Annotated in this window: 12 protein-coding genes; 4 read left to right on the top strand and 8 right to left on the bottom strand. The window is 71.4% G+C overall.

All coding sequences use genetic code 11. The features are described 5' to 3' along the window. Positions 1–185 precede the first annotated feature (185 nt). Together FBY35_RS28450 and FBY35_RS28455 are read left to right on the top strand one after the other, a co-directional pair. Positions 186–1,268: a DUF2330 domain-containing protein gene (locus FBY35_RS28450; protein WP_260848842.1), complete on the top strand. Its 1,083-nt coding sequence runs from the start codon at positions 186–188 to the stop codon at positions 1,266–1,268. A 32-nt stretch (positions 1,269–1,300) separates the two neighbouring features. Next, positions 1,301–1,972: an O-methyltransferase gene (locus tag FBY35_RS28455; protein ID WP_142216821.1), complete on the top strand. Its 672-nt coding sequence runs from the start codon at positions 1,301–1,303 to the stop codon at positions 1,970–1,972. A 157-nt stretch (positions 1,973–2,129) separates the two neighbouring features. Here FBY35_RS28455 and FBY35_RS28460 read toward each other — a convergent pair whose 3' ends face one another. Further along, entirely contained in the window at positions 2,130–2,543 is a 414-nt protein-coding gene (locus FBY35_RS28460) for a DUF3291 domain-containing protein (protein WP_142216822.1), read from the bottom strand. Between the two features lie 85 nt (positions 2,544–2,628). On the opposite strand from FBY35_RS28460, the gene FBY35_RS28465 reads away from it, so the two are divergent. Together FBY35_RS28465 and FBY35_RS28470 are read left to right on the top strand one after the other, a co-directional pair. Then, positions 2,629–3,279 (top strand): MerR family transcriptional regulator, encoded by a 651-nt coding sequence (locus tag FBY35_RS28465; RefSeq protein ID WP_142216823.1) that lies wholly within the window; start codon positions 2,629–2,631, stop codon positions 3,277–3,279. 228 nt (positions 3,280–3,507) lie between these two features. Continuing rightward, the gene (locus FBY35_RS28470; protein ID WP_142216824.1) at positions 3,508–4,458 is read left to right on the top strand and encodes an AfsR/SARP family transcriptional regulator; all 951 of its coding nucleotides are present in this window, start codon (positions 3,508–3,510) and stop codon (positions 4,456–4,458) included. A gap of 84 nt (positions 4,459–4,542) precedes the next feature. On the opposite strand, the gene FBY35_RS28475 is transcribed toward FBY35_RS28470, so the two are convergent. The 7 genes from FBY35_RS28475 to FBY35_RS28505 all read right to left on the bottom strand — a co-directional run bounded on the left by FBY35_RS28475 (position 4,543) and on the right by FBY35_RS28505 (position 26,418). Then, positions 4,543–5,847, bottom strand: coding sequence for an NAD(P)/FAD-dependent oxidoreductase (locus FBY35_RS28475; RefSeq protein ID WP_142216825.1), 1,305 nt, complete (start codon positions 5,845–5,847; stop codon positions 4,543–4,545). Positions 5,848–5,855: 8 nt separating this feature from the next. Further along, positions 5,856–6,587, bottom strand: coding sequence for a 4'-phosphopantetheinyl transferase superfamily protein (locus FBY35_RS28480; protein ID WP_142216826.1), 732 nt, complete (start codon positions 6,585–6,587; stop codon positions 5,856–5,858). A 20-nt stretch (positions 6,588–6,607) separates the two neighbouring features. Then, a complete protein-coding gene (locus tag FBY35_RS28485) occupies positions 6,608–8,401 on the bottom strand; it encodes an acyl-CoA dehydrogenase family protein (RefSeq protein WP_142216827.1) in 1,794 nt (597 codons plus the stop codon). A gap of 9 nt (positions 8,402–8,410) precedes the next feature. Next, entirely contained in the window at positions 8,411–10,117 is a 1,707-nt protein-coding gene (locus tag FBY35_RS28490) for an acyl-CoA dehydrogenase family protein (RefSeq protein WP_142216828.1), read from the bottom strand. Further along, positions 10,114–11,748, bottom strand: a complete 1,635-nt coding sequence (locus FBY35_RS28495) for a PfaD family polyunsaturated fatty acid/polyketide biosynthesis protein (RefSeq protein WP_142216829.1) — start codon at positions 11,746–11,748, stop codon at positions 10,114–10,116. Before FBY35_RS28495 ends, FBY35_RS28490 begins: the two co-directional genes overlap by 4 nt. Positions 11,749–11,776: 28 nt before the next feature. Beyond that, positions 11,777–19,141: a beta-ketoacyl synthase N-terminal-like domain-containing protein gene (locus FBY35_RS28500; protein WP_142216830.1), complete on the bottom strand. Its 7,365-nt coding sequence runs from the start codon at positions 19,139–19,141 to the stop codon at positions 11,777–11,779. 107 nt (positions 19,142–19,248) lie between these two features. Continuing rightward, positions 19,249–26,418, bottom strand: coding sequence for a type I polyketide synthase (locus tag FBY35_RS28505; RefSeq protein WP_142216831.1), 7,170 nt, complete (start codon positions 26,416–26,418; stop codon positions 19,249–19,251). Positions 26,419–26,509: the final 91 nt, after the last annotated feature.

The raw sequence follows: 26,509 nt of genomic DNA on the forward strand, positions 1-26,509 counted from the left end.
GCCCCATGAAGGAGACTCAGGCAACCCCCTCTTCGCCTGAGTGTCACTCCGTTTTGACTGATTATCTCGCTGAACGGCACCGGAACCGAGTGGTCCGCGACGTCGTCACAGCAGGCATGCGGGGGAAGATACAAGACTTCGGGCCTGGCCACATACCAGGTCGTAAGCGGCAGAAAGCGCTGTTCGTGGTGTTCGCGCTGCTCGTGCTGCAGCTCGGATCGCTGATCAGCCCGGCGTACGCCTGCGGCTGCGGTGCGATGGTTCCGGACAGCGGATCTCATATGGCGGTCGACCGGGAGACCTCGGTGATCGGCTGGGACGGGCGTACGGAGCAGATCGTCATGCGCTTCACGGTTGACGGGGACGCCCCGAAGGCCGCGTGGATCATGCCGGTGCCCAGCCGGGCGACGGTCGAACTCGGTGACGCGGCCCTCTTCGAGGCGCTGGAGACGGCCACGGCGCCCGAACACCGCAAGCGGTACTACTTCTGGCCACGGGGCAGGGACTGGCCCTTCACGGGCAGTGACACGGACGGCGCGGCCGCTGAGGCGCCGAGGGCCGGAGCCCCGGTGGGCGTGGTGGGGCGCGAGCGCCTCGGCGACTTCGATGTCGCACGGCTGACGGCGGCCGATCCGGGCGCGCTGCGAAGCTGGCTGGAGAACAACGGCTTCGAGCTGCCGGACGGGCTGGCGCGCGAGCTGAAGCCGTACGTCGAGCAGAAATGGGAGTACGTCGCCGTACGGCTGGCGCCCGAGGCCGAGGGCGCGGTGCTGCGCGGCACACTCGACCCGCTGCGGCTGCGCTTCGCCAGCGAGAAGCTGATCTATCCGATGCGCCTGTCGCGGCTCGCGAAGACCGCGCAGTCGCTGGGCCTGTACGTGCTCGCACCACACCGGATGGAGCCGCGGAGCTCGATCGGCGGGATGCGCCCGGAGGTCACGTACGCGGGGAAGATCGAGCCGAACGGGCCGCTCGCCGGGTTCACCGGCGGCCGGGAGACCTTCCTGACGGCACTGGATCAGAGCTTCCCCGAGCCGGGGCGGATCGACGATGACCATGAACTGCGCGCGGCGGGGGCGGACACCCCGTTCCGGCGGGTGGTGTACGAGGACGAGCTGCTGGTGGCGGGCGGTGTGCCGGTGTGGCTGCTGACGGTGGGCGGGGGCCTGGTGGTGCTGGTGGCCGCGTGGGTGTGGCGGGCGACGGCACGGCGGAGGAGGCCGGTGGTGGTGCCGCCGCCCGTGTACGTACCGCCGCCGTTGCCCTGAAAACGCCCGCCGCCCTGAAATAGGTTGGGCCCATGAACCAGGAGCAGTGGAACGCAGTCGACCGCTATGTCACCGATCTCCTCGTACCCGCCGACGAAGCCCTGACCGCCGCACTCGCGGCGAGCGACGCGGCCGGAATGCCCGCGATCAATGTCGCGCCGAACCAGGGCAAGCTGCTGCATCTGCTCGCCAGGATGCAGGGGGCGCGGACGGTGCTGGAAATCGGCACGCTCGGCGGCTACAGCACGATCTGGCTGGCCAGGGCGCTGCCGGAGGACGGCAGGCTGATCTCGCTTGAGTACAGCCCCGGCCACGCGGAGGTCGCCGTTGCGAACCTCGCTCACGCGGGCCTCGACAAGATCGCCGAGGTCCGGGTGGGGCCGGCGCTGGAGATCCTGCCGAAGCTCGTGAAGGAGCCCGGGGCGGGGCCGTTCGACCTGGTCTTCATCGACGCGGACAAGCAGAACAACGCGCACTACGTGGAGTGGGCGCTGAAGCTCACGCAGCCCGGCAGCGTGATCATCGTCGACAACGCGATCCGCGGCGGGGCGGTGGTCGACGCGGGCAGCGCGGACCCGGCGATTGCGGGGACGCGGGCGATGTATGAGCTGGTGGGGCGGGAGGACAGGCTGGAGGCGACGGCGGTGCAGACGGTGGGGACGAAGGGCTGGGACGGGTTCCTGCTGGCGCGGGTGGTTGCCTGAGGCGGGCGCCCGCGGCGGGACACGCGGCACAGCCGCGCATCGACACAGCTCCTGACGGCCTTCGGCCGCATGTCCTCGAACGCCGGACGGGCTGAAATTCAGCCCCTCCGGCGTGAGTGACCCGGCCCGGGGACGGGGGCGGCCCCGGGCCGGGAGTTCAGGTGGTGCGGTTCGCGTCCGCCACGGCCTGCTCGTCGATGCGGCGCTTCGCGTCCTTCCAGGAGATCGGCAGCTCCTCCACCGGCACCTCCCAGAAGGTGAACGTCGAACCGCTCATCGTGGACCGCAGGCCCGTCATCACGCTCTTGTGGGGCTCGGTGCGCGCGTACTTGTACAGCGCGTCCCTGTCCTCCCACGCCGAGAGGGTGAAGAAGACGCCCTTGAGCAGCTGGGCCTCCAGGGACGCCCCGAGCGCTCCGGGCGCGGACCGCACCTGGCCCCAGGCGGACAGGGACTTCAGGAAGAAGCGCGGTACGTCCTTCTTGGACTTCACCTCAAGACGCGAGGCCATGACGAAGGCGCGGGTGTTGGGTCGGGCAGGGTTCGGCGTCGTCCACGGAAGAGTCGGCACGGTATCCTCGCATCCACAGTTGGTGAGTGGCAGTATCTATATTAGACAGTAGAGCTGCCCAATTGCCAGTGGGAAGCGGGACCAGGTGAGAATTTCCGAGTTGAGCCGCCGCAGCGGAGTGGCCACTGCGACGATCAAGTACTACCTGCGCGAAGGGCTGCTGCCCCCCGGCCGCGCCACCGCCGCGACCCAGGCGGAGTACGGGGAGTCGCATGTGCAGCGCCTCCGGCTGATCCGCGCCCTGATCGGGGTGCGGGGTCTGACCGTCAGTGCCGCCAAGGATGTTCTCGACGCCCTCTCCGAGGTCGAGACGGACACCCATGAACTGCTTGGGCTCGTCTTCGGGGTCTGGCCCGCATCCGGCGCCAGGGACTCCGCCGCCAAGGATGCCGCCCAGGAGGAGGACTCCGACACCGACACGTCCGAAGTGAGCGCGCTGCTCGCCGAGATGGGCTGGAAAGTCTCGGAGCACAACCCCGCCCGGCACGTCATAACCCAGACACTGCACACCCTCAGATCACTCGGTATGGACTACGACTGGCAGTCCCTTGTTCCCTACGCCCAGCTCGCCGAAAAGACGGCTGCCCTGGATCTCGATCAGCTCCAGGAACCGGCCGAGCCGATCGAAAAGGCCGAGCGTGCCGTCCTGTTGACGTTCCTCCTCGAACCGGCGCTGCTGGCCCTGCGCCGGCTCGCGCAGGAAGCCGAGTCAACCGTCAGATACCGCGGCTGTTAGCGCTTCCGGCGCCTCGCCTACTTCACCACGCCGCGCCCGCCCCTACGTGAGTGATCAGTACTCACATGGCTGGAAAGTCACGTGCCCCCCGGGGCCCGGCTCACCCGGCCCGCGGCGGGCGAAGGTGAGTACCCACGACTCAGGCCCGGCGTGCCGCCGGGTGGTCTGCTCGTGAGCTGAACGCAGAGCACGGCGAACGCCGTGGACGGCGCACGGGGAGGCAAGAGCATGCAGTTCCGGATTCTGGGCTCGCCCGAGTTGTACGACGAGAAGCGGCACCGGCGCGTCCCGCTGACCAGCCCCAAGCAGCGGCGGCTCCTCGGCATTCTGCTCGCCCGTCCCAACTCCCCCGTCCCGAGGGAGCGGTTGATCCGGGAACTGTGGGGCGCACTGCCCCCGCTGAAGGCGCGCAACACCCTCAACGCCCATGTCTCCGGGCTGCGCAAGGTCCTCCTCGAGGTGGAGCCCGAGCGGGCCAACACCCCGCGCATCGTCGCCCGCGCGGCGGGATATCTGCTGGAGGCCCACCCGGCGGAGACCGACAGCGCACGGTTCTGCCTGGCGGTTACACAGGCCCGGCGCATGGCGCCGGACGATCCGCGCGGCGCGTACGACTCGCTGCGCAGGGCGCTCGGGCTCTGGCGCGGCAGCGCCCTGGAGGGCGGCTCCCACGGTCCCGTCTGCGCCGCGCTGGTCGCCCAGCTGGAGGAGGAGCGGCAGCAGGCTCTGGAGATCCTCTTCGACTGCGCCCTGCGCACCGGCGAGCACCGTCGCATCATCCCGGAGCTGGAGGAGCTGACCGCCGCGCACCCGCTGCGCGAGCGCTTCTTCGACCAGTTGATGCTGGCCCTGTGCCGCTGCGGGCGCGGGGCAGACGCGATCCGCGTCTATACGCGGGCCCGCCGGCGGCTGACCGCGGCGCACGGCGGTACCCCGCTGCTGACCGCTCGTCTTGAGCAGATCAGCGTGCAGGCCCCCGCGTTGTTCGCGCACGAGGCGGAACGCCCGGAGGCCAGGAGGCGCGCCCGGGTGACGGCCCCCGGCGCCGGCGTGCGCGAACTCGACCGGCTGCGCCACGAGATGAACCAGATCGAGGCAGAACAGCAGACGGCCCGGTCGGCCGTCGGCTATCTGACGAACATCCTCAGCGGGCAGGCTCTGCGCACCGGCGGCGTGTGATCCGGCACACCGGACACCACCGGACAACACGATCGCCCCTGCGTACCGGATGCGGTACGCAGGGGCGACTGTTGTGCGCGGGGTTCAGAGTTCGCGGATGAGCTGGGCCGCGATCTCCATTCCGGAGGAGTAGCCGGCTTCGTGCGAACCGATCTGGTCCACGCCGTGCCGCTTGGCGTGGAAGTAGGAGCCGCACAGCTTCACGCGGGTTCCCTCGTTGACGTTGTAGATGTCGTTCTGCATTTCGCGCACATCGACATTGATGATCGGGTGCGTGTACGGGAATTCCGCGATCACCGTCGCCGGGTCGACCTCTCCCGGATAGTCGAGGGTGACGAAGTAGTCCTTCTCGGCGGTGAATCCGTGCAGCTTGTTCATGTAGTACGCGACATACGTCTTGGGCTGACCGCCGACCTCGACCTTGCCGTAGTTCCAGGCCTCCCAGCGGCTCTTGTCCTCGGGGACCACCGAGGGGTCGGTGTGCAGAATGACCTTGGACGAGTTGTACTCCACCTTGGAGAGCACCTCGTGCTGGCGCTCGGTGGGGTTGTCGAGCATCGCGAGCGCCTCGTCCGCGTGGGCGCCGACGACCACGTAGTCGAAGGTCTCGCTGCCCTTGTCCGTGGTCACCGTGACCCCGTCGGCCTCCTGGTGGATGCTACGGACGGCCTCACCCAGGCGGACCTCCGGGCCGATCGCGGCGATCGCCTTGCGTACGTAGGAGATCGAACCGCCGCCGACGGTCCGCCAGTCGACGTGCTGGCCGCCCAGACCACCCTCGTCGTGGCCCATGAAGAAGGCGATCGCGGTGCTCGCGGGCATCTCCCAGATCAGCTCGGCGGGAATCGACCAGACCGCGGAGCAGAGCAGGATCACATACGAGTGGCGGAAGGCCTGGCTGTATCCGCCGCGGTCGAGGTACTCACCGAGGGGAATGTCGGCCCGCTTGCGGACGAAGTCCTTGCGGCCCTCGGTGTGGAAGCGCCTGGCCTCCCGCCAGATGGTCAGGAACTCCTCGGAGTAGCGCCCGGCCACCTCCTCCTCGCTGAGGCCGAGCTCCTTCGTGCCGTACTCGAGACCGGAGTCGAGGTCGAAGAAGTTGAAGGCGCCACGGTGCTCGACAGCGTCCACGCCCAGCTCGTCGAAGAACTCGCAGAGGTTGGTGTAGGCGGGACGGTTGAAGACGACGAACGCCGTGTCGATGCCGAGGATCCTCCCGTTCTCCTCGACCTCGACGGTGTTGGCGTGCCCGCCGAGGCGGTCCTCCCGCTCGAAGACGGTGATCCGGGCGCGGTCGCGCAGGTGATAAGCGGCGGAAATGCCGGCGACGCCGGCACCGACGACGGCGACTCGTGGGGTGGTGGGCTGCGGCATGAGCTTGTCCTTCATGGTCGGTCTCATACGTACGAGAGGTCGGAGAGCGAGAGGTCGGAGAGGTCGGTGCGGCGCAGGGCTCCTGGCCGTCCGTTCTCGGTGGCGACGGCCAGGACGTGCCCCGGGCCGGGGTGGAGCAGGTCGAACCACCAGCGGGCATCGGTCCCCGCCGGCTGCTGCGGGTCGTGCACCGCGATCCGGTCCGCGGTCCGCGGCGCGAAGGAGAAGCCGCCGAGGCCCCGGGACAAACCGGTGCCCAGCGCCTTGAGATACGCCTCCTTCAGCACCCAGAACTCGCTGACCAGCGCGGCGCGGACGCCGGGAGGGGCGGCGGCGAGCTCCGCGCGTTCGGCGGGGGCGAGCCGGGGCGCGAGATGGGTCGTCAGCCGGTCCGTGGAGGGTGTGGGGCCCACATCGACGCCGCATCCGCGCCCCCGGGTGACGACGCAGGCGATGAGGCCTTCGGTGTGGGAGAGGTTGAACCGCACGCCCCCCTCGTCGGGTTCCGGTTCGGGGCGCCCGAAGTCGCCGGTGCGAAAGCGCCACCGGTCCGGCGGCCGGCCGGTGCGGGCGCTGAGCGCGTAGCGGCACAGCAGCCGCGCACCGAGGTACCGGCGCCGCGCACCCGCGGAGAGCCGCCGTTCCATCCCGGCGCGTTCCTGCGCCGTGAGCAGCCGCGTCCCGCCGAGCGCGGTGGCGAAGCCGTCCACGGCATGCTCGGGCAGCAGCCACAGGAACGTCGGGTCGGATTGCATCGGCGTCGGTCCCCGGCCCGTCAGCGCCGGGTGGCGGCGTCGTCGACGGTGCGCTCGGCGAGCGGGAACTGCCAGTGCGAGAACAGCAGGTTCTCGCGGTGCAGATGGCGCAGTACGCGCATCACCTCGTCGATGACCACCTGGTCCGTGACGGACTCGTACGGGTAGAGGTGCTTGCGCAGCCGTTCCATCTGGAGCAGCAGCAGGGCGCCGCTGGGCAGCGGGTCCTCCAGCACGTCGTGCGAGTGGACGAAGGTGAGCACGCAGGCCGCGGTGGCGTGGAGCAGGCAGTACTCCTTGGACAGCTCGAAGAGCTCCGTCGACTGCGCGTACTCGCGGCCCAGTTCGGCTTTGAGCGCCACCGACCGCTCACTCATCGAGGCGACCCGGCCGAGCAGCTCGTCGGCCACGTCGGCCGCCTTCAGCAGCCAGTCGCGCTCGTTGCCCTTGGCGTCCTCGGCCAGGACACGCAGCCGGCGTACCGCGTCGGGTCCGGCAAGCAACGCGTCGTCGAGCCCGCGGCTGAACATCTCCTGCTTCACCGGCTCGTACGGCGGCAGCTCGCTGTCCATGCCGAAGAGGGTGGCGGCACGTTCGGCCGATGCCTGACGGACCTCCGGGGCGGCGCCGCCCGCGCTGGTCAGCAGACCGCCCAGCTGCTGGCCGATGTTGCGCAGGTTCACCACGGTGTTGCCGTCGGCGAAGTTGGCGACCATGAGGTCCCGCAGCATCTTCTGGTGCATGCCGTAGTGCGGGTGGTCCCGCAGGAAGAAGCGCGCTCCGAGGATCACGTTCAGCTGCGACATGGTCTTCTCGAGCAGCGTCGGCACCAGGTACTTGACCACCGACGACCACACGCTGATCTGCTCGGGCGCCGCCTGCAGCGCGCGGACCGCGCCGAGGCTCACTGCGTCGGCCAGCATCAGGTCGGCGAAGGACTCGGTCAACTGGCGGCGGCTGTAGGGGACATCGCTGACGGTGTCGCCCATCAGCACCCGGACCTCGGTGAAGTCCAGTACGAGCCGCAGCGTCGTGTCGGCGGCCGACATCGCGAAACTGCTGATCACGGCGCGCGCCAGCTGGCCGGACTTGAGCGCGAGCTCCAGGCCCTGGCCCTCGGCTCCGATGCGCGCGGACTCGGGGACGAACGCCCCCTTGAAGCGCAGTCCGCTCAGGTCGAGTGCGCGCAGCCCGTGCAGCTTCTCGACCGGCAGCTCCTCGACGGTGTCGGCGTCGAGCAGCCACTTGTCCACCATGAGGATGGAGTGGGCCGCGGGGCCGCCGCGCTTGCCGGTGCGGGCGTGGACGGCCACCTTGTCGCACACGGTGGCGTTGCCGATCAGCCACTTCTCGCCGGTCAGCCGATAGCCGCCGTCGACCTTCTCGGCGACGACCTCGTTGGCGAGCAGATCGCTGCCGTGCTCGCGCTCGGTCAGTCCCCAGGACAGTCCGCGGCCCCGCTGCATCTCCTCGATCAGGGAGCGCTTCTGCTCGTCCGTACCCCCCACCCACGCGGGCAGGAAGCCGAGCACGTTGATGACCAGGGCGGTGGCGGTCGTCACGTCGCGACGGGCGACGAGCCGCATCAGGTTGAAGCCGGTCTCGATGTCGTCGGCCCGGGCGCCGTGTGCGGCGGGCAGGGTGTGGTCGAGCACGCCCCAGCGGCGGAGCTGGTTGACGAAGGCGTGCGGGTACTCCTGGTTCTCGTCGTGGTCCAGCACCCGGGTGAACGGAATCCGGCTGCCCGAATCGTGCGGGTCGCCGAGGTGCTCCTCCAACTGCGCGGCCAGCGCGGTCAGGTCGGCCTTGGACATGAAGAACTCCTATCGGGTGGTGGCCAGTCGGACGGGCAGGGCGGAGAACAGCCGGCCGGTCTCCCGCAGCGCCACGACGGCGTCGAGCGCCGGCGTCAGTACGGCCCCGTGGTGGCGGGGGTCCACGCCGTCGGCCCGCGCGAGCAGATAGCCGAGCGTCGCGCCCAGCCAGCCGGCGGAGCCGGGCTGCGTGCCGTACAGCGAGCGGTCCCGGTTGGCCCACCACAGATGGACGCAGGACGCGGCGGCGTGCAGCCAGGCATACCGCTCGGCGGCGTCGACCAGCGCGTTCGGGTCGGCGCCGCGCTCACGTGCGGCCCGGGTCAGATCGCCGAGCCCGGCCACGGCCCGGGCAAGCTGCCCGACCAGCTCGACGACGGGGGCCGCGCTCTCGTCGTCGCCCAGGGCGTCGGCCACGTCGGTGGCGACGTCCGGGAGTCCGGCGAGCACGGGGTCGACGCCCCGGGCGAACATGTCGAGCCTGGCGGGTTCGTACGCGGGCAGATCGGCGTCGAGGCCGTAGACGGCGGCCACGGCCGCCGGGTCCGGCTCCGCCGCGCCCTCCGTCAGCGTGGGCAACTGGCCCGCGAAGGAACGGAGGTTGGCCAGGGTGCTCGCGTCGATGACCCGGACGACCGCCGAGTCCCGCTGAAGCTTCTGGAACAGGCCCGCCCCCCGCTCGCCCTCACGCAGGACCGAGCGAGTGGCGAGCACTGTGCCGCAGCGGCGGATGAGCTCGTCGGTAGCCTCCGCCACTACGTGTTTGGCGGCCAGCGCCCAGACGCTGAAAGCCTCGGGCACCACATGGACGCCGCGGGCCGCGGTCAGCGCCACCGTGTCGGCGGCCAGCAACGCCGCGGCGGCGACGGCCAGTTCACGCCGGGGGTGCGGCGATTCGGTGAGGACGGTACGGCCGATCCTGCGGGTCGTGGCGAAGTCCAGCGCGAGCCGTACCGCGGTGTCCGCGATGCCCAGGCTGCCCGCCATGCTCATCAGCCGGACGGCCTGCTGGGCCTTGACGGCCGCCTCCAGCCCCTCGCCCTCCTTGCCGACCAGTGCCTTCTCGGGCACCGTCAGGCCGTTGAAACGCAAGCAGGCCATGTCGATGCCGCGCATACCGCCGGTTCGGACCGCGGGAGTGCGCTCCAGCTGCCCGTCGGGGACGTCCGCAAGATCGAGGAGGACCGCAGAGAAGGCGCCGGGGCCGCGCTCGCCGGTGCGGGCGATCACGTACACCGCCTCGCAGCTCATACCGAGGCCGACCATCCACTTCTCGCCGGTCAGTTCGCCTTCCGGGCTCAGCCGGACCTCGTTGGTGAGCAGATCGCTGCCGTGCTCCGCCTCGGTGAGCGCGAAGGCCACGGCCCCGCCGCGGGTCAGGATCTCGGCGGCCCGGCTCTGCTGCTCCGGTGTGCCGTGCAGTTGCAGACAGGTCGCGGCGATGATGCTGAACATCGTGCCGGGCATGATGTTGACGTCCCGGCGGGCCGCCGACCGTACGAGGGTCAGGCTGCGGTCGAAGGACTGCAGCTCACCGCCCCACTCCTTGGGCAGGTAGTTCAGGTGGAACCCGGCCCGGCGCAGCTCGTCGCAGAGCGCGGTGGGGAACTCGTCGCGCTCGTCACGCTCGACGGCTGCGGCGAAGCCGTACGGATTGGTGTTGTCGCCGGGGTCGCCGAGCAGCGCCTCCAGCTCGTCCGGCGTGAGCAGGGTCATCGCATACCCGCCGGGGAACCGTGGGCCGGGGTCTCCAGCGGCACCGGACGGTAGTCGCCCGCCGTGGAGGGGATGTGCACACCGGCGCTGCGCAGTTGCGCGAGCCGGGTGTGGAAAGCGGCACCGAGCATCAGGTGGTGGGCCACGTCGGCGACCCGCCGGTTGCCCGGGGTCTTCAGATAGCTGCCGGTCACCCAGTCGTTGAAGCTGCCCATCGCCGGGCCGCACCAGATCTGGTAGTCCATGGCGCGGTCCTTGTCGCCGACGACCGCCCAGCGCGAGGACATGCCCAGATACCAGCGGAAGATCAGCGCCATCTTGCGCTTGGGGTTGCCTGCCGCGCGGGTGAGCTGCTCCGGGTCGCGGCGCTGGAAGTAGCCGACGCACTCCTGCCAGACGTCCTCCAGCGGCCGCCGGAAGATCTGCTGCTCCAGCTTGGCCCGGTCGGGCGCGGGGATCGCATCGATGCCGTCGTAGGCCTGGTAGATCTGGTACAGCCGACGGGCCCGCATCGGGAAGAGGGTGCCCTTCTTCAGGACCTGGAGGTCCACCCCCATCTCGAACATGTCGGCGGCCGGGGCCATGTCGACATCGGCGATGCCCGCCTCGGCGAGCATCGCCTTGGACTCGGTGGACGCCCCGGACTCCAGGCAGGACTGGTTGACCGAGCCGGTGACGACATACGCGGCGCCCATCGCGAAGGTCGCGGCCACCGCGACCGGTGTGCCGAGGCCGCCGCCGGCCCCGACCCTGATCGGCACGGCGTAGCGGTGCTCGCGCTGGACGGTGTCACGCAGCCGCAGGATCGTCGGCAGCAGCGCGGGCAGCGGGCGCCGGTCGGTGTGGCCGCCCGAGTCCGCCTCGACGGTGATGTCGTCGGCCAGCGGCACATGGTGGGCAAGTGCCGCCTGGTCGTGGGTGATCAGGCCCAGCTCGAGCAGGGAGCTGACCAGGGTGGCCGGGGCCGGGCGCATGAAGCGCTCGGCCGTCTCGGCCCGGGAGATCTTGGCGATCAGCCGGTTCTCGGAGACCACCCGGCCGTCCTGGTCGGTGCGCAGTCCGGCCAGCCGGTAGCGCACGACATGCGGGGTGAGGTCCATGAAGGCGGACGCCTCCACACACCGCACACCGTGCCGCAGGAACAGCTCCACCGCCTCCCGCTCGAGCCGGTCCTCGCTGGGGCTGTGGATCAGATTGACGGCGTACGGAAGTCCCGGGATCTCGGCGGCGAACCGGCCGAGCGCCTTCTCGATCGTCTCGGGGAGCAGCCCGGCCGCGCCGTACGAGGCGAGGAAGCCCTCACGGGCCAGGGCGATCACCATGTCGGCCGAGGCGATCCCGCCCGCCATGGCGCCCGCCATGTACGGCTGGCGCACCCGGTGTGCGGCCAGGAAGGCGGCCGAACCAAGCCGCTGCGGGGGCAGCGGCTGGGCGGCGGCGAGCAGCGGCAGCCCCGTCGAGGAGGCGCTGCCGCCGGTCACCGAACCGCCGGAGACGGCACCGATCCCGTCCGGGGTGACGACGATGAAACAGGGCTGGTCCAGGTCTGCCAGCGCGTTGTAGATCCCGGCCGGGTCGGTGCTGGGGTACCGCTCTCCGGTCCACCGGAGAGGGGTGTCGCGAATATCCATGGGGAAACGAAGCTCCTTGGGCTGAGCGTCAGGCGCCGGCGGGACGGACCTCGATGGCCACGTCGGTGAGTTCGTAGATGCGCAGGCCCGGCTTCGACAGATCCGCGTCGGCGATGATCAGCAGGCGGTCCGCCTCGCGCCGGACCTCCTTGATGTGCACGTCGAACTGCAGCTCACGGTCGTGGCGCAGGATCTGGCCGCGGTACTTCCAGGCCATCTCCACATCGGTGGCCATCGCGAACCGGGGCTGCTCCATCCCGTCGGCGAGGTTCTGGTCGATCACGAAGAGGCGCATGGCCTGGAGGATCGCCTCGACGCCGAGCGAGCCGGGCATCACCGGGTCGCGGTGGAAGTGGCAGTCGAAGTACCACTCGTCGGGGCGGATCTCGCGGTACCCGTGCAGATAGCCGTGTCCGTGCCGGCCGCCCTTGTCGACGACATCGACCCGGTCCACGAGCGCGAACTGGCCGCCGGGAAGGTGCAGATGGCCGCCCGTCGGGTCGGTGAAGGCGGGTGCGCCCTCGGGGAGTTCGATCCGGCGGATCCGGTCGGCGGGGATCTGCTCGGTCTCGATCCAGGGGGCGACGTACTTCCCGTTGTCCAGGCCCACCTGGTTGGCGAGGGCCGCGTCGCTGAAGTAGCCGAACAGCGACTCGCCGGTGTAGAAGACCTCGCCGTCGGCGGAGAGTTCGTAGCTGAAGTTCTGCAGGACCGCACCGGAGACGGCGCTGGTCATCAGCAGCTTGGAGTGGTGGCGGATGGTCTTGCCGCGCAGGTCGATGTCCTTGACCAGGGTCGCCCGGCCGTCCAGGTTGCGGATCGCGTACTGCTCCTCGGGCCGGGTGAGGGTGGCGCCGAGGTAGTAGCCGAGGAAGATCGCCGCCTGGAGCGAACTCTCCATGTAGACCGCGTTCGGCATGTGCGGGTGGGAGTTCTGCTCGTAGTACCAGGCGTCGGCCGGGGAGTCGTACTCCGTGACCATCTCCGAGCCGGGGCTCAGATCGCCGCGGGTGCCCTTGAGGGACATGACGCGGTCGACGAACTGGAAGGCCCCGTTGGGGATGTACGGCGCGCGGCTGTTGCGGTAGACCTCGAACTCCGGTCCCATCGCCATGTCCAGCCGGCCCTTGGCGGCGTGCGCCAGGTGCAGCTCGTTGATCATCGCCGCCTCGCCGTCACGGTTGCGGCGGCCCAGGAACTTCGGCACACCGCCGGTCTCGGGACGGTAGGGCGAGCCCTCCTTCTCGCGGACCTGGAGGCCGAGGCCCTTCATCTTGATGACCGGCTTGTCGCCCAGGTAGATCAGCACGTCGGCGATCACCGTGGCGCGCGGCAGGAGCGTGAGCTCCATGACCTCGACCTCGTAGCGGATCTCCTCGTGCTGCTGGGTGATCTGGCCGCGGACCTGGACCTCGATCGGGACGTCGGTCACGCACTGGAAGCGCGCGTCCGGCAGCGTCAGGTGCATGCCCTGGTGCATCAGGTAGATCTGCAGCAGCTGCACCGCGCCCTCGGCCACCAGCGAGCCGGCCAGCACGTGGTCGTCCGGGAAGTGGCAGGTGAAGTACCAGGCGTCGGGCGTCAGCTTCTTGATCGCGCTGAGTGTGCCGAGCCCGCGCGGACCGGCCTTGCGGTCGATGGTGACCTCGTCGACCATCCGCAGCTTGGCGTCGGGCAGCCGGATCGCCGGGTTGATGCCCGGGTCCTGGGCATGGTCGGGGCCGAAGACCTCACCGATGCGGCCCTGGGCGAGCAGCTCCAGGTCGCCGGAGGTCAGATGGTTCTTCTCGGTGTACGCGAGCGGTTTGAACCAGCCCTTGGTGAGCTTCGCCCGCTCGGCCTTCTCCTTCTCGGTGATGACGACACCGAGGGGGGTGTCGAGCTCCGCCTGGCTGAAGAACCCGGCGCAGGCGTCGTGGAGTTCGAGGATCAGCTCACCGTCGGCGTAGCACTTGTAGCTGAAGAAGAAGAGCGTGGTGTCGCCCTGGTGGACGAAACGGTCGATGGAGATGTCGTAGCGCAGGGTCTGGCCGACCTGCGGCAGGTTGCCACGGAAGATCAGCGTGCTGTCGAGCAGCCGGTAGACGCGCTCGCCCTTGTTGCGGAAGTCGATGCCGAGGTAGCTGACGAGCAGCAGGTCGCACTGCCCGGCCTCGACGGTCACGGCCGGCGGCACGCCGCCGTCCACGGCGTACCAGGCGTCCTCGGGGACGTCGTACTCGGTGGTGATGGTGGCGGGCTTGAACTCGCCGGTCGTACCGCTGAGTTCGGTGACCCGGGTGACGAAGTGGTAGGGAGGTGCGGGCAGCCGGACGCGCTTGGCGTATCCGTCGATGACGCCGAACTCCGGGCCGAAGACCTTGGCGACGGAGCCGACGGCGAACTCCAGCAGATCCGCCTCGTCCCAGATCACACCCTCCTTGACCTCGCGGTCCGCGGGTGCGGCGGGCGGGGGCACGGGCGTGCCGGGACCGGACGCGACGGGCTCCGCGGGGCGGGCGGGAGCGGCCGGGGGCAGGGCCGGGCGTACGGCCTGGTCGGACACGGCCGCCGTCAGAGCCGGCTGCTGTGCGAGGTCCGCGGTACGCGGGGCGGGTGCGGGTGCCGGGGCGGTGGCCGGGTCGAGGAGCGCCTCCATCCGGCTGAGCGTGGCGCCCTGGAGGATGCGCTGGGTCTCCATCACCACCGAGTGGGTGGCGACCATCTGCCGGCGGATCTCGCGCACCAGATCGGCGGCAGGGTCCCCGGAGGCGGCGGCCGGGGCAGGGGCGGCCCCGGTCGCGGCAGCCGGTGTCGGCGTGGAGGCAGCCGGTGCGGCGACCGGCAGGGCGACCGGCGCCGAGGGCACCGGGCCTGCGGCAGCGGGCTCGGGTGCCCCGGGCGCGGGCGGCGCCCACGGCAGGAAGGAGATCGGGGTGCCGTCGAAGGCGATGACCTCCGCGTCAGCGAGAGTCGGGTCGGCAGGCATGACGGAGTCCTCCGGCGGTACGGACGGGACGGGCGCGGGCGATACGGGAACAGGAGCAGGGGCTGGGACGGGGGCGGACGCGGCGGGTGCCGCCGCGGCGGCCACGGGCCGGGGTGCTTGAACCGGGCCGGCCGCGGGAGGAGTTGCGGCGATCCCCCGGGCGACGCGCGCCGGTACGGGGTCACCGCCGCCCACCCGGAACCGGGAGGCCCGGGCGGACCTGGCCGGGGCCCGGTCCGCGTCGGTACCCAGCAGCGGCGTCAGGTCCAGCTGAACACCGTGGCTGACCAGACGGGCCACGAGCTGGGCGACGGACTTCGTGGCCGGCGCCCCGCGCCGGTCGACCGGCAGCGCGACATGGGCCGCGTCGCCGAGCGTGTCGTGGATCCAGCGCGAGCAGGTCGCGCTGGGGCCGACCTCCAGGAAGTAACGGAATCCGCGGTCGTGCGCGCCCTGGATGAGGCGCGGGAAGTCGATCGGGGAGCGCAGAGTGTGGGCGATGCGCCGGGCGATCTCCTTGCGGTCCAGGACGGGCAGCGCCTCGTAGTCGTAGGCGCTGAACAGCTCCAGATCGCCGAACGAGCCGGTGGGGTAGTCGTTCAGACCGGCCAGGCCGCCGACTTCGGCGTCGACGACCGGGCAGTGCATGACCGCGTTGACGGGAGAGCGCGCCGCGGGGCAGCCCAGTTCCTTGACCAGTGCCTTGCACTGGGCCGGGTCTCCGGCGATCACGAGCTCGTTGGGGGTGTTGATGTGCGTGAGGTGGACCCGGTCGTAGCGCGTCAGCGCGTCCCGCACGGTGTCCGCGTCGGTCAGCAGCACATGGCTGGCCCACACCTCCCCGTCGGGGACGGACCCGGGCAGGTCCCAGTACGCGCGCACCGTCCGCTTCGCCCCGCACAGCCGGTCCTTGAAGACAGGCGTATCGCTGATCACCTCGTCGCGGCGGCTCTCGGGCAGCCAGCCCCGGGTGGCGAAGAGCATGCTCGACTCACCCAGGCTGTAGCCGAATCCGCCGTGTGCCCGGACGCCGAGCACATCCCGGACCAGGTCGGTGTAGAGGATCGCGAAGCTGGTGCCGGTGGCGAGCATGAACGGGATGTCCTCGCCCAGTTCGGCCTCCAGGCCCATCAGTTCGCGCCGCCCGGGAGTGACCTGGGTGCGCGGGTAGAGAGCGCGGGAACGAAGGTGCAGTGCAGGCTCGTCGGCCTGGCTCTCGAACCGGTCGAGCAGCCCCGGGAAGGCACGGAAGAAGTCCCGGCCCAGCCCCGGGTAGGAGTTGAACGCGCCCGGGTAGACCAGGGCGACCTTGCCGTCGGGTCCGATGGGCCGGGCGGTGAAGAAGCTGCCGGCCGGAGTGGCCCACTCGGCGCCCTCGGCGTTCACGCCGGGCAGATCCCTTGCGGCGAGCTCCAGTTGGGCCCGCAGCTCGCCGCGGTCGCGGCCCACGAAGACCGCGCGCAGCTTCCTGCCGACGAGCTCCTTGGCCGCTTCGCGGGCCAGCGCGTACGGGTCGGCGACTTCCAGCAGTTCCAGATGCTGCTCGATCGAGGCGTGCAGGGCGTCGAAGGAGTCGGCGGCGAGGGGCAGTACGACGGGGCCGCCCGCGCGCTGCCAGTCGCTCGGCGCGACCGTGCCGCGGGTGGCGTCGGCGGAGAGCACGAGGTGGCCGTGGGCTCCGGAGGCCCCGATGAAGCTGAGCGCCGCGTACCGCCGAGCGTCCTTGGTCTCGCGAAGCCACGGGCGTGACGCGTCCGGGACGTACAGCGAGGAGGCGGCGAAGTCGTCGGCCAGCTCACCGGCGGGGCGGCTCCAGCCGCTGGTGCCGGGGAGATAGCCGTGGTGCAGACAGAGCACGGACCGGATGAGTCCGGCCATGGTCGCCGCACAGCCCGCGTCGCCGATCTGCGCCTTGGCGCTGCCGAGGGCAACACTGCCGCCGTCCGCCGGGTAGACCCGGGCCAGTCCGGCGATCTCGGCCCGGTCCTGGATGTCGGTGCCGCCGGCGTGGGCCTCCAGATAGCCGATGTCCGCGGCGGTGACGCCCGCGGCGGTCAGTGCTTCTTCGGCCGCGGAGGCCAGGGTCGCCGCGTCGGCCTCGGGCACCGCGCCGTCCACCGGTGCGGCATGCCGGATGGCGACCGAGTCCAGGCGCGCGTACACCGTCGACTCCCACTCGCCGGGCCGGGTGACGACGACGGCGCCCGCGCCCTCGCCGATACGGCGGCCGCGGCTGCCCTCGCCGAAGGTCAGCCCCGCCTCCGCGACCACATCGGGCCGCAGCAGCAGGTTCTCCGCCGAGCCCGCCAGGTCGACCGCTCCGACCAGGACCGCCTCGATGCTGCGGTCGAGCAGCAGCAGCCGTGCGACCTCCAGGGCCTCGGCGGTGCCCGAACCGTCGGACGAGACGGTGAAGGACGGTCCGGTCAGGTTCCACAGCGAGGAGATACGGCTCGCCATCACGTTGCCGATGAAGCTGAGGACCTCGTTGGCGACGATCGGGTCGACCACCGCGTCGCGGCCGACCGCCGTCACGGCGGCCAGCTGCTCCTCGTCGATCGCGACTCCGGCCCGCTCGAACTCCTCACGTACGAAGGCCCCGAGCGTGCGGCGGGTCAGCCGCAGATGCGTCATGGGCTCGATCTCCATGGCCACCACCACCGCGACCCGGCGCGGTTCGGGAGCCGTCCGGCCCTGGGCGACGGCGCGGCTGAAGCCGGCGTCGTGCAGGGCCTCGTCGGCCACCTTGCTGGCGAGCGCGTGCTGGAGGTTGTACGTCCGCAGGTCCGACGGCGGGATCTTGAGGTCCACGGGGTCGATGCCGAGCCCGTCCACGAAGGCGCCGTGCGGGAGCGCGTCGGGCGAGACGCCGGTGCCGTGCTCCAGGGAGCCGCCGCGGGTCTGGTCGAGGCCGCGCCAGCGGCGTTCGGGCAGCGGGCCCAGTGCGTCGCTGCCCTCGTGGACGGCACGTTCGAAGGCTTCGAGGGAGTCGAAGGAGCCGAAGTGCGCGCCCAGGCCCACCACATCGAGGGCGGGCACGGTGGCTGCGGCCGCCTCGGTGACGGCCTCGGCGACCGGCTCGGAGAGCACCACATGCGCGTTGGTGCCGCCGAAGCCGAAGGCGGAGACCGCTCCGCGGCGCGGGTCGTCCCCGCGCGGCCACTCCCGGCCCGTGCGGACCAGCGTGTCCTCGCCGACACGTCCGTCCTTGGAGGCGACCGGCTTCGAGACGCCGATGGTCGGCGGGATGTGGCCGTTGCCCATGGCCAGGATGACCTTGAGCATGCTGCTGAGCCCGGCCACGGTGAGGAGGTGGCCGATGTTGCCCTTGACCGAGCCGATCAGCGGGACCTTGCCCGCGTCACCGAAGAACGTGGCGACGGAGTCGGCCTCGGTCGAGTCGCCGATGGGGGTGCCGGTGGCGTGGCACTCGAGGTAGTCGATGGCAGTCGGGTCGATGCCGGCCTGCTGGTACGCCAGCTCGTACGACTGGAGTTGGCCGCCGCCCTGCGGGACCAGCAGATGGCGTCCGCTGCCGTCGTTCGTCAGGCCGATGCCGTCGACGACCGCGTGGATCCGGTCGCCGTCGCGCACCGCGTCGGCCAGCCGCTTGACGGCGACCATGCCGGCGCCCTGGCCGGTGAGGATGCCGCCGGACCTGTCGTCGAAGGGTTGGCTGAAACCGTCGCGGGGGTAGGCCTGAAGGTCCGAGAAGGAGAGGTGGATCAGCGTCGGGTCCGGTGCGCAGACGCCGCCGGCCAGCACCAGGTCGGCCTGGCCCGCGGCGAGGTGGTCGCAGGCCAGCTTGAGCGCGTAGAGGGCGGACGAGCAGGCGGCGTCGAGCGCGTAGCGGGGGCCGCCGAGGCCCAGCGCGGTGGCGGCGACCGACGACGGGGAGCCGCTGACCCGCAGGTCCTCCGGCTTCAGGGCGTCGCGGTCGATACGGCGGTCCTGCCCGGCGAGCGCGCCGAGCGCCGGGTGTCCGGCCCGGCGCAGCCCCTCCAGCACCGCCTCCTGGACCAGCGGCACGCTGACCTCGGCGGAAGTGGGCGTGGGAAAGGAGTAGTTGCCCAGGATCAGGCCGGTGCGGGCGAGGACCTCGGGGCGTTCCGCGTGTCCGCTGTCGCGCAGCGCCTCCCTGGCGACATGCAGGGACCAGTGGAAGATCCGGTCGAGCCCCGCGAGATGTCCGGGGTCCAGGAGATAGCCGGACGGGTCGAAGTCGAAGTCGGTGATGAAGCCGCCCCGGCTGCAGTAGATGCCGTGCTGGGGGTCGGTGTCCCGGGCGTCGAGGGCGGGGCCGAAGACCTCTTCGCCCCCTTCCTTGCGGCTGTCCGCCCCGGTACGGAGGTTCTGCCAGAACTCGGCAGGTGTCTCCGCTCCTGGAAACAGGCAGGAGAGGCCAACGATGGCGTACTTGCTCATGAGAGCTCTGGGGTCCCTTCTGAGGGGCGGCCGGCCCGGACGGCTGGGGCACACAGTGAGCGCCGTCCGGGCCGACCCGATCGCTTGCGTCAGCTACGAAGCGTCAATCAGCTGCTGATGAACTTGGCCGCCAACTGCGGGGCCGAGACCACGGATACGCCGTCGAAGCGGGTGAGCACCCGTCCGTCGGGGGCGCAGGCGGTGATGGTGAGCGAGGCGCCGATGCTGCTGCCCGACGGTGCGGGCTCCACCACGATCAGGAACGGCTCGCCGTCCGGCAGCGGGTGGTGCAGATCGGCCCGGCCCACGGAGAGGGGCAGCCCCGCGGTGCCGCGGAACAGCCTCACCCACACAAGGCCCGCCTGGAGCAGCAGGTCCGCCGTACCCGGCGCGAAGCGGGAGCCGCCGAAGGCGCCCCCGGCAGGCCGGAGTTCGGGCAGTTCGCACTCGAGGACCAGCCGGGACTCGTCCTCGGCCAGCACCCGGCGCACACCGCGCAGGGCAGGTCCGTGGAAGAGGGTCCCGTCGCTGTAGAAGCCGGCGGCGTCCCTTCCCGAGCCGAGCGCGGGCAGTCCGACGACGGTGGCGCCGGCGAGCGACGTGCCCGGGGTGACGACGGCCGCGTAGCGCGGTCGTGCGACTCCCTCCGCGTCGGTCGCACGGATGGCCACCTTGACGGCGTCACCGGCCGGGGTCATCGCGAGGCTGACCTGCTCGGGCTGCGTACCGTCGAAGACGATGCCCTTGTGGACCGAGAAGTCACTGACCTGCGCCACCTCGGTGGCACCGGCCCGCTCGACCGCGCCGATCGCCCAGCCGAGCGCGACGGCCGCGGGCAGCACCGGCGCATCGCCGATCACATGGTCGGTGAGGATCGGGTCGCCCGCCAGCTCGCCGAGCCGTCGCTCGACGGTGACGGTGTCCGTGGGAACGGTCCGCTCCGGCTCCGAGAGGGGCGTCGTCGGGCCGAGTACGGTCACCACGTCCCCGGCGTGCTCGGGGGCGAACTGCTCGGTGAACATCTGCGCTCCGACGTTCGCCGGGATCAGCGTGATGCCGCGCTCCTGGAAGACGGCCTTGACCTCCGGGGAGACCATTCCGCTGTCCCAGGCGCCCCAGTTGAGCGAGGTGACGCGGGCGGCCGGGTGGCGCTGCTTCCAGGAGGACGCCCAGGCGTTGAGGACCTCGTTGGCCATGGCGTAGTCCGACTGGCCTCGGTTGCCGAAGAATCCGGCGACCGAGGAGAAGAGCACCACGTGGCGCAGTGCGTCGGCGGGCAGCGCGGCGGTCACGGCGCGCAGTCCGGCCAGCTTGGGCGCGAAGACCCGCTCGATCTCGGAGGCCTTCTTGTTGGCGATGAGCTGGTCGGCCAGGACACCCGCACCGTGCACGAGGCCGCTGATGCGCACCTTGTGCGGGGCGAGCGCGGTGGCGACGGCGGCCGGGTCGGTGATGTCCACCGCCAGGTACTCGACCTGGCTTCCGGCGGCCCGTACGTCCTCGATGGTCTTACGGATCTCCCGGGCGCCGACGACGGCCCGGTAGAGCTGCTCGACCCGCTTGGGGGTGGGCTTCTCGCCCGCGGCCTTCAACCGGCCCGCCGCCGCGGCCTTGAGCGCGGGGGCCTCGACCCCGCGCGCCCACTGCGGCTCCTCGTCCAGCGGGGTGCGGCCGAGCAGCAGCAGACCGGGCTTGTACTGCCTGGCCAGCTCGATCACGCAGTCGGCGGTGATGCCGCGTCCGCCGCCGGTGACCACCAGTACGTCGTCGGAGGTGAGCTGCGCGATGTCGGCGCCCGTGCCGGTCAGCGGCCGCTCGGCGAGGGTGAGGCCGACCCGGCGCGTGCCGTCGTGACCCACCTGCACCGTGTCGGTGACGGCGTCGTGGACCTCGTTCAGGATGAGGTCGGCACCGGCCTCGGGGGTGAGAGCGGGGGCGAGGTCGAGTGCCCGGGTGAACAGCTGGGGCGCTTCCACCGCCAGGGTCTTGACCAGGCCCGCCACACCGCCGGCGGGGGCGAGCTCCTCGTCGACTCCGCCGAGGCCGAAGGCACCGTCGAGACGCGTGACGGTGACGAAGGCGGCCCGCCCGGCGGCGGCCGCGGTGGTCAGCGGCTCGACCGCGTGCTTGGCGACGAGCAGCGTGTGGGCGAGGCGGCGTACCGATTCGGTCCAGTCGCCGCTGTGCGCGGCGGAGAGGTCGAGGACCAGGCTGATCCGGTCGGCGAGGATCTCCTCCATCCGGTCGGCGAGTTCGGTCACTCCCCAGCCGGACAGGGAGTGGTCCTTGACGCCGCTGACGCGCTGGGCCACGCCCGGCAGCCGCAGCACGTGGACGTGGCGGCCCGACTCGATGAGACGGTTCACGACGACCGGCGCGAGGTCCGCACCGTCGTCCACGACCAGCGCGCCCGAGTCCTCCGGGTAGGCGCCGACCAGCAGGTCGGGGGTGGCCAGGGTGACGAGCGCGGCCTGGGCCCGGCCGATACCGGCGCGGGAGTTGTCAGCGGCGGGCTCGGGGGCGGTCGCGTCGGCGGCCGGGGTCGCGGAGGTCTGGGCGGCGACTGACGTGTCAGTGCCGCCCGCCATGAAATCCACGATGTGGCGGAGCGTACGCAGTTCACCGAGCTGCTCGGGACCGGCGGCGACCAACTCGCCGAACCGCTCCTGCATCACGCCCATGATCTCGACCCGCTTGATCGAGTCGATACCGAGGTCCGCCTCGATGTCCATGTCCAGCTCGAGCATGTCCGCGGGGTAACCGGTCTTCTGACCGACGACCTCGAGGAGCGCGGCTTCCAGACCGGCGGCGTCCGGACCCGCCGGAGCGGCGGTCTGAGCGGGGGCAGCGGCGGGCTGCGGGGCGGCGGGGGCGGCAGCGGAACCCGCGGCCTCGGCCATGAAGTCGACTATGTGGCGCAGCGTACGCAGTTCACCGAGCCGCTCGGGACCCGCGGCAACCGTCTCGCCCAGGCGCTCCTGCAACACGCCCATGATCTCGACCCGCTTGATCGAGTCGATACCGAGGTCCGCCTCGATGTCCATGTCCAGCTCAAGCATGTCCGCCGGGTAACCGGTCTTCTCACCGACCACCTCGAGCAGCACAGCCTCGACATCCACCGCAGGCCTCGCGGCAACCGCAGCCGCCGGAGCGGGAGCAGCAGCGGCGGCGGCAGCGGAACCCGCGGCCTCGGCCATGAAGTCGACTATGTGGCGCAGCGTACGCAGTTCACCGAGCCGCTCGGGACCCGCGGCAACCGTCTCGCCCAGGCGCTCCTGCAACACGCCCATGATCTCGACCCGCTTGATCGAGTCGATACCGAGGTCCGCCTCGATGTCCATGTCCAGCTCAAGCATGTCCGCCGGGTAACCGGTCTTCTCACCGACCACCTCGAGCAGCACAGCCTCGACATCCACCGCAGGCCTCGCGGCAACCGCAGCCGCCGGAGCGGGAGCAGCAGCGGCGGCGGCAGCGGAACCCGCGGCCTCGGCCATGAAGTCGACTATGTGGCGCAGCGTACGCAGTTCACCGAGCCGCTCGGGACCCGCGGCAACCGTCTCGCCCAGGCGCTCCTGCAACACGCCCATGATCTCGACCCGCTTGATCGAGTCGATACCGAGGTCCGCCTCGATGTCCATGTCCAGCTCAAGCATGTCCGCCGGGTAACCGGTCTTCTCACCGACCACCTCGAGCAGTGCGGCCTCGACATCCACCGCGGGCTGGGCGACCACGACCGCCGCCGGAGCGGGAGCCGGGGTGACCGGGGCGGGTGCGGGGGCGGCGGGCGCAGCCGCGGGCAGGGCCTGCGGCGCGGCGGGAGCCGTGGCCGAGGCGGCCGTCAGCGCGGCCGGGACCTGGGCGGGAGCCACGGCCTGCGGCGCCGTCGCGAGGGCGGCCGGTGCCACCTGTGCAGGGGCGGCCGCGCGAGTCGGGGCCGGGGCGTTGCCCAGCTCCAGGCCGGCCAGGTCGCGCAGGATCTCGTTGGCCCGCAGGTGGCTGCGGCCGATGTCCAGGCCGTGCTCCTTGACGGCGTTGACCCCGGCCAGCACCTGGCCGAGCTGCCCCTGGTCGGCGGCGCGCTCCAGCAGACCAGTGAGGCGTTCGGCGCTCTGCAGCTGGCCGTTGAGGTACTCGTCGTGCAGGGAAAGATGGTCGGCCACAAGATCGGCCAGGCGGTCACTGTCCACGTGGGCTGTCTCCATGACGGTGGGAGCGGGGGCGGGGGCGGGCGCCGCCTGAACCGGAGCGGGTGCGGGGGCCGTGGCCAGGGCGGTGGCGGTGGCGACGCCGGTCGCGGCGGAGGCGGGTGCCTGTGACGCGATCGCGGCGGGCTGTGCCGCCGGGGCCGGAGTCGGTGCGACCGCCGGTTCACCGGGGCTCCGCCCCGGTCCCCGGTCCTCGATCGCCGGACGGGCCGGGTGCGCCGGGACCGCGATGCGGTAGCCGTTGTCGATCGCGTCGCGGTAGGCCGCCTTGCGCTCGGGCGAGACGTAGTTGATGCCGTTCAGGAGGATCGACATCCCCTTGGTCGGCGCGTTCTCCACCGGCGCCGCCACATAACGGTCGGTGGTGGCCAGCGGCAGTCCGAGGACGGCGAGCTGGGCGACGGCCTGCTTGAGCGCTACGTCCGCGTCGCGTCCGGGACCGGCGTCGAGGTTGACGACCGTGTGCTCGCGGTCGCCGAGGATGCGGCGTACCAGCTGGGTGAGCACGCTCTTGGGGCCGAACTCCACGAAGACCCGGAACCCGGCCGCGTACATCTCCTCGACGCGGGCAGCGAAGTCGACCGGGTTGATGAGCTGTTCGGCCAGGACCGTGCGATTGGCGGCGACGTCGTCGCCGTAGACCGCGCCCTTGGTGTTGGCGAAGACGGTGCCGCTGGGCCGGCGGACCTCGAAGCGCTCCACGTCGCCGCGGAAGGCGTCGACCGCGTGGCCGACGAACGGGGTGTGAAAGGCGGCCGAGACCGGCAGGCGGCTGGCGCGCAGGCCCGCCTCCTTGGCGGCCGCGACCAGTCGCTCCACCTCCTCGGTGCCGCCGCCGATCACGATCTGGTCGGCCGCGTTGCGGTTGCAGACGGCCAGACCGGCACGATCGGCGAGCAGTTCGGCCACGCGCTCCTCGGGGGCGGAGACCGCGGCCATCGCACCGGCGTCGAAGCCGGTCTCCGGCGGCGGGGCCATCGCCTTGCCGCGGGCGCGGGCCAGCGCGAAGAAGGCGTCGTCGTCGAGTGCCCCGGCCGCCCACAGGGCGGTCAGCTCACCGAAGCTGTGACCGAGGAACCCCTCGGCTGCGAAGCCGAGTTCCGAGAGGTAGCGGAACTGCCCGGCTGACAGCGCGCCGATGGCGGGCTGGGCGTAGGCGGTCGCCTGGAGTGCGGTCTCCTGTGCCTGACGCACGGCGTCGCCGAACAGCGGCGGCGGGAAGGCGATGCGGGACAGCGGCTCGGCACCCTCGAAGTGCAGGTTGGCCCGGTCGAAGGCGGCGCGCAGCGGCGGCAGCGCCATGACCGCGCTCTGGCCGAGGTTGACGTACTGGCTGCCCTGACCGGCGAAGAGCGCGGCGACCTTGCCGGCGGGTGCGGCGGTGCGGCGGAAGTGGACGCCCTTGGGGTGCGACCAGGCGTCGGCCTCGGACCGGGCGCGCAGTTCGCCCAGTGCCAGCTCGCGGAGCGTCTTCAGCTCGTCCTCGGTGCGGGCGACCAGGGCGACGCGGGCGTGGCCCTCGGGGGCCGGGCCTCCGGTCGCGGGCGTAGTGGCGGCGAGGGCCTCGATGAGGGCGGCGGTGTCCGGGGCGTGCCACAGGTGCACGGCCGCGACCGGGTAGCTGACGCGCAGGTCGTCACCGTCGCCGTGCTCTTCGAGCACCATGTGGAAGTTGGTGCCGCCGAAGCCGAACGAGGAGATCGCGGCGCGTCGCTTGGGGCGCTCGGGGTCGCGGATCCAGGGGCGGGCCTCGGTGTTGACGTAGAACGGTCCGGAGTCGAAGTCGATGGCGGGGTTGGGCTCGTCCACGTTGATGGTGGGCGGAAGCACCTTGTGGTGCAGCGCGAGGGCCAGCTTGATCAGGCCGGCCGCGCCGGCGGCCGCCTTGGTGTGGCCGATCTGCGACTTCACACTGCCCACGGCCGCGTACTGGCGGCTCTCGTTGCCGTCGGAGACGACGGCCGAAAGGGCACTCAGCTCGGTGGCGTCACCGACGGCGGTGCCGGTGCCGTGGGCCTCGAAGAGCTCGATGCTCGCGGGCTCGCAGTCGGCGTCCTCGTACGCGCGGCGCAGCGCGACCATCTGCCCTTCCTTACGGGGGGCGTAGATGGACTTGAACCGGCCGTCGCTGGAGGTGCCCATGCCGCGCAGCACCGCGTAGATCTGGTTGCCGTCGCGCTCGGCGTCGGCGAGGCGGCGCAGGGCGAGCATGCCGATGCCCTCGCCGATCAACGTGCCGTCGGCGTCCTTGTCGAACGGGCGGATGCGCCCGGACTTGGACAGCGCGGGCGTCTTGCTGAAGCACAGGTACATGAAGATGGTGTTCTCGGCGTCGCAGCCGCCCACCAGCATCGTGTCGGAGCGGCCTTCGAGCAGCTCGCTGGCCGCGGCGCGGACCGCGCCGAGGGAGCTGGCGCAGGCGGCGTCGATCGTCATGTTGATGCCGCCGAGGTCGAGCCGGTTGGCGACCCGTCCGGCGACGACGTTGCCGAGCATGCCCGGGAAGGAGTTCTCCTCCCACGGCGCGTACGCGAGGCGGAACTTGGCGACGATCTCCTCGGCGTCCTCGGCGGACAGTCCGCAGCTCTGGACGACCTCCTTGAGCACGCCGCTCTGGAGTCGCGCGGTCAGCGGCTGGGTCAGCTGGTTGGCGCCGGTGATGCCGAGGACGACGCCGGTGCGGGAGGCGTCGTACCACGACTGACCGGGCTGATTGGCTCCGGCGTCCTTGAGCAGGTCGCGCGCGACGACCAGGCTCAGCAGCTGGAGTACGTCCGTGACCTCCAGCGTGTTGGGCGGAAGGCCGAACTCCAGGGGGTTGAACGGCACGTCGGGGATGAACCCGCCGCGCGTGGAGTACGTCTTGTCCGGCACCGTGGGGTCGGGGTCGTAGTGCTCGGCGACGTCCCAGTGGTCCGCGGGCACATCGTCGATGCAGTCGGCGGCCGAGACGACGTTCGCCCAGAACTCCTGCAGGTTGCTGGACTTCGGGTAGAGCGCGGAGAGGCCGACGATGGCGATGGGGTCCCGGGCGAGCCGACGGTCGAGGTCGGATTCCTGCGATGAGTTCACGGCAAGTCTCTCTGGATCTGGGCGAACAGGGACTTCGGTCTCGGCGCCTGTGGCACTGGGCCGGCGGTCCGAGGTGGACGGCGCACGCCCT

Source organism: Streptomyces sp. SLBN-118 (assembly GCF_006715635.1).
Classification (GTDB): Bacteria; Actinomycetota; Actinomycetes; order Streptomycetales; family Streptomycetaceae; genus Streptomyces.

What these genes read in the sequence shown, in the direction of transcription:
- FBY35_RS28455 (WP_142216821.1), top strand. Translation starts at nt 1,301, where the DNA reads ATGAACCAGGAGCAGTGGAACGCAGTCGACCGCTATGTCACCGATCTC.
- FBY35_RS28470 (WP_142216824.1), top strand. Translation starts at nt 3,508, where the DNA reads ATGCAGTTCCGGATTCTGGGCTCGCCCGAGTTGTACGACGAGAAGCGG.
- FBY35_RS28475 (WP_142216825.1), bottom strand. Translation starts at nt 5,847, where the DNA reads ATGAAGGACAAGCTCATGCCGCAGCCCACCACCCCACGAGTCGCCGTC.
- FBY35_RS28480 (WP_142216826.1), bottom strand. Translation starts at nt 6,587, where the DNA reads ATGCAATCCGACCCGACGTTCCTGTGGCTGCTGCCCGAGCATGCCGTG.
- FBY35_RS28485 (WP_142216827.1), bottom strand. Translation starts at nt 8,401, where the DNA reads ATGTCCAAGGCCGACCTGACCGCGCTGGCCGCGCAGTTGGAGGAGCAC.
- FBY35_RS28490 (WP_142216828.1), bottom strand. Translation starts at nt 10,117, where the DNA reads ATGACCCTGCTCACGCCGGACGAGCTGGAGGCGCTGCTCGGCGACCCC.
- FBY35_RS28495 (WP_142216829.1), bottom strand. Translation starts at nt 11,748, where the DNA reads ATGGATATTCGCGACACCCCTCTCCGGTGGACCGGAGAGCGGTACCCC.
- FBY35_RS28500 (WP_142216830.1), bottom strand. Translation starts at nt 19,141, where the DNA reads ATGAGCAAGTACGCCATCGTTGGCCTCTCCTGCCTGTTTCCAGGAGCG.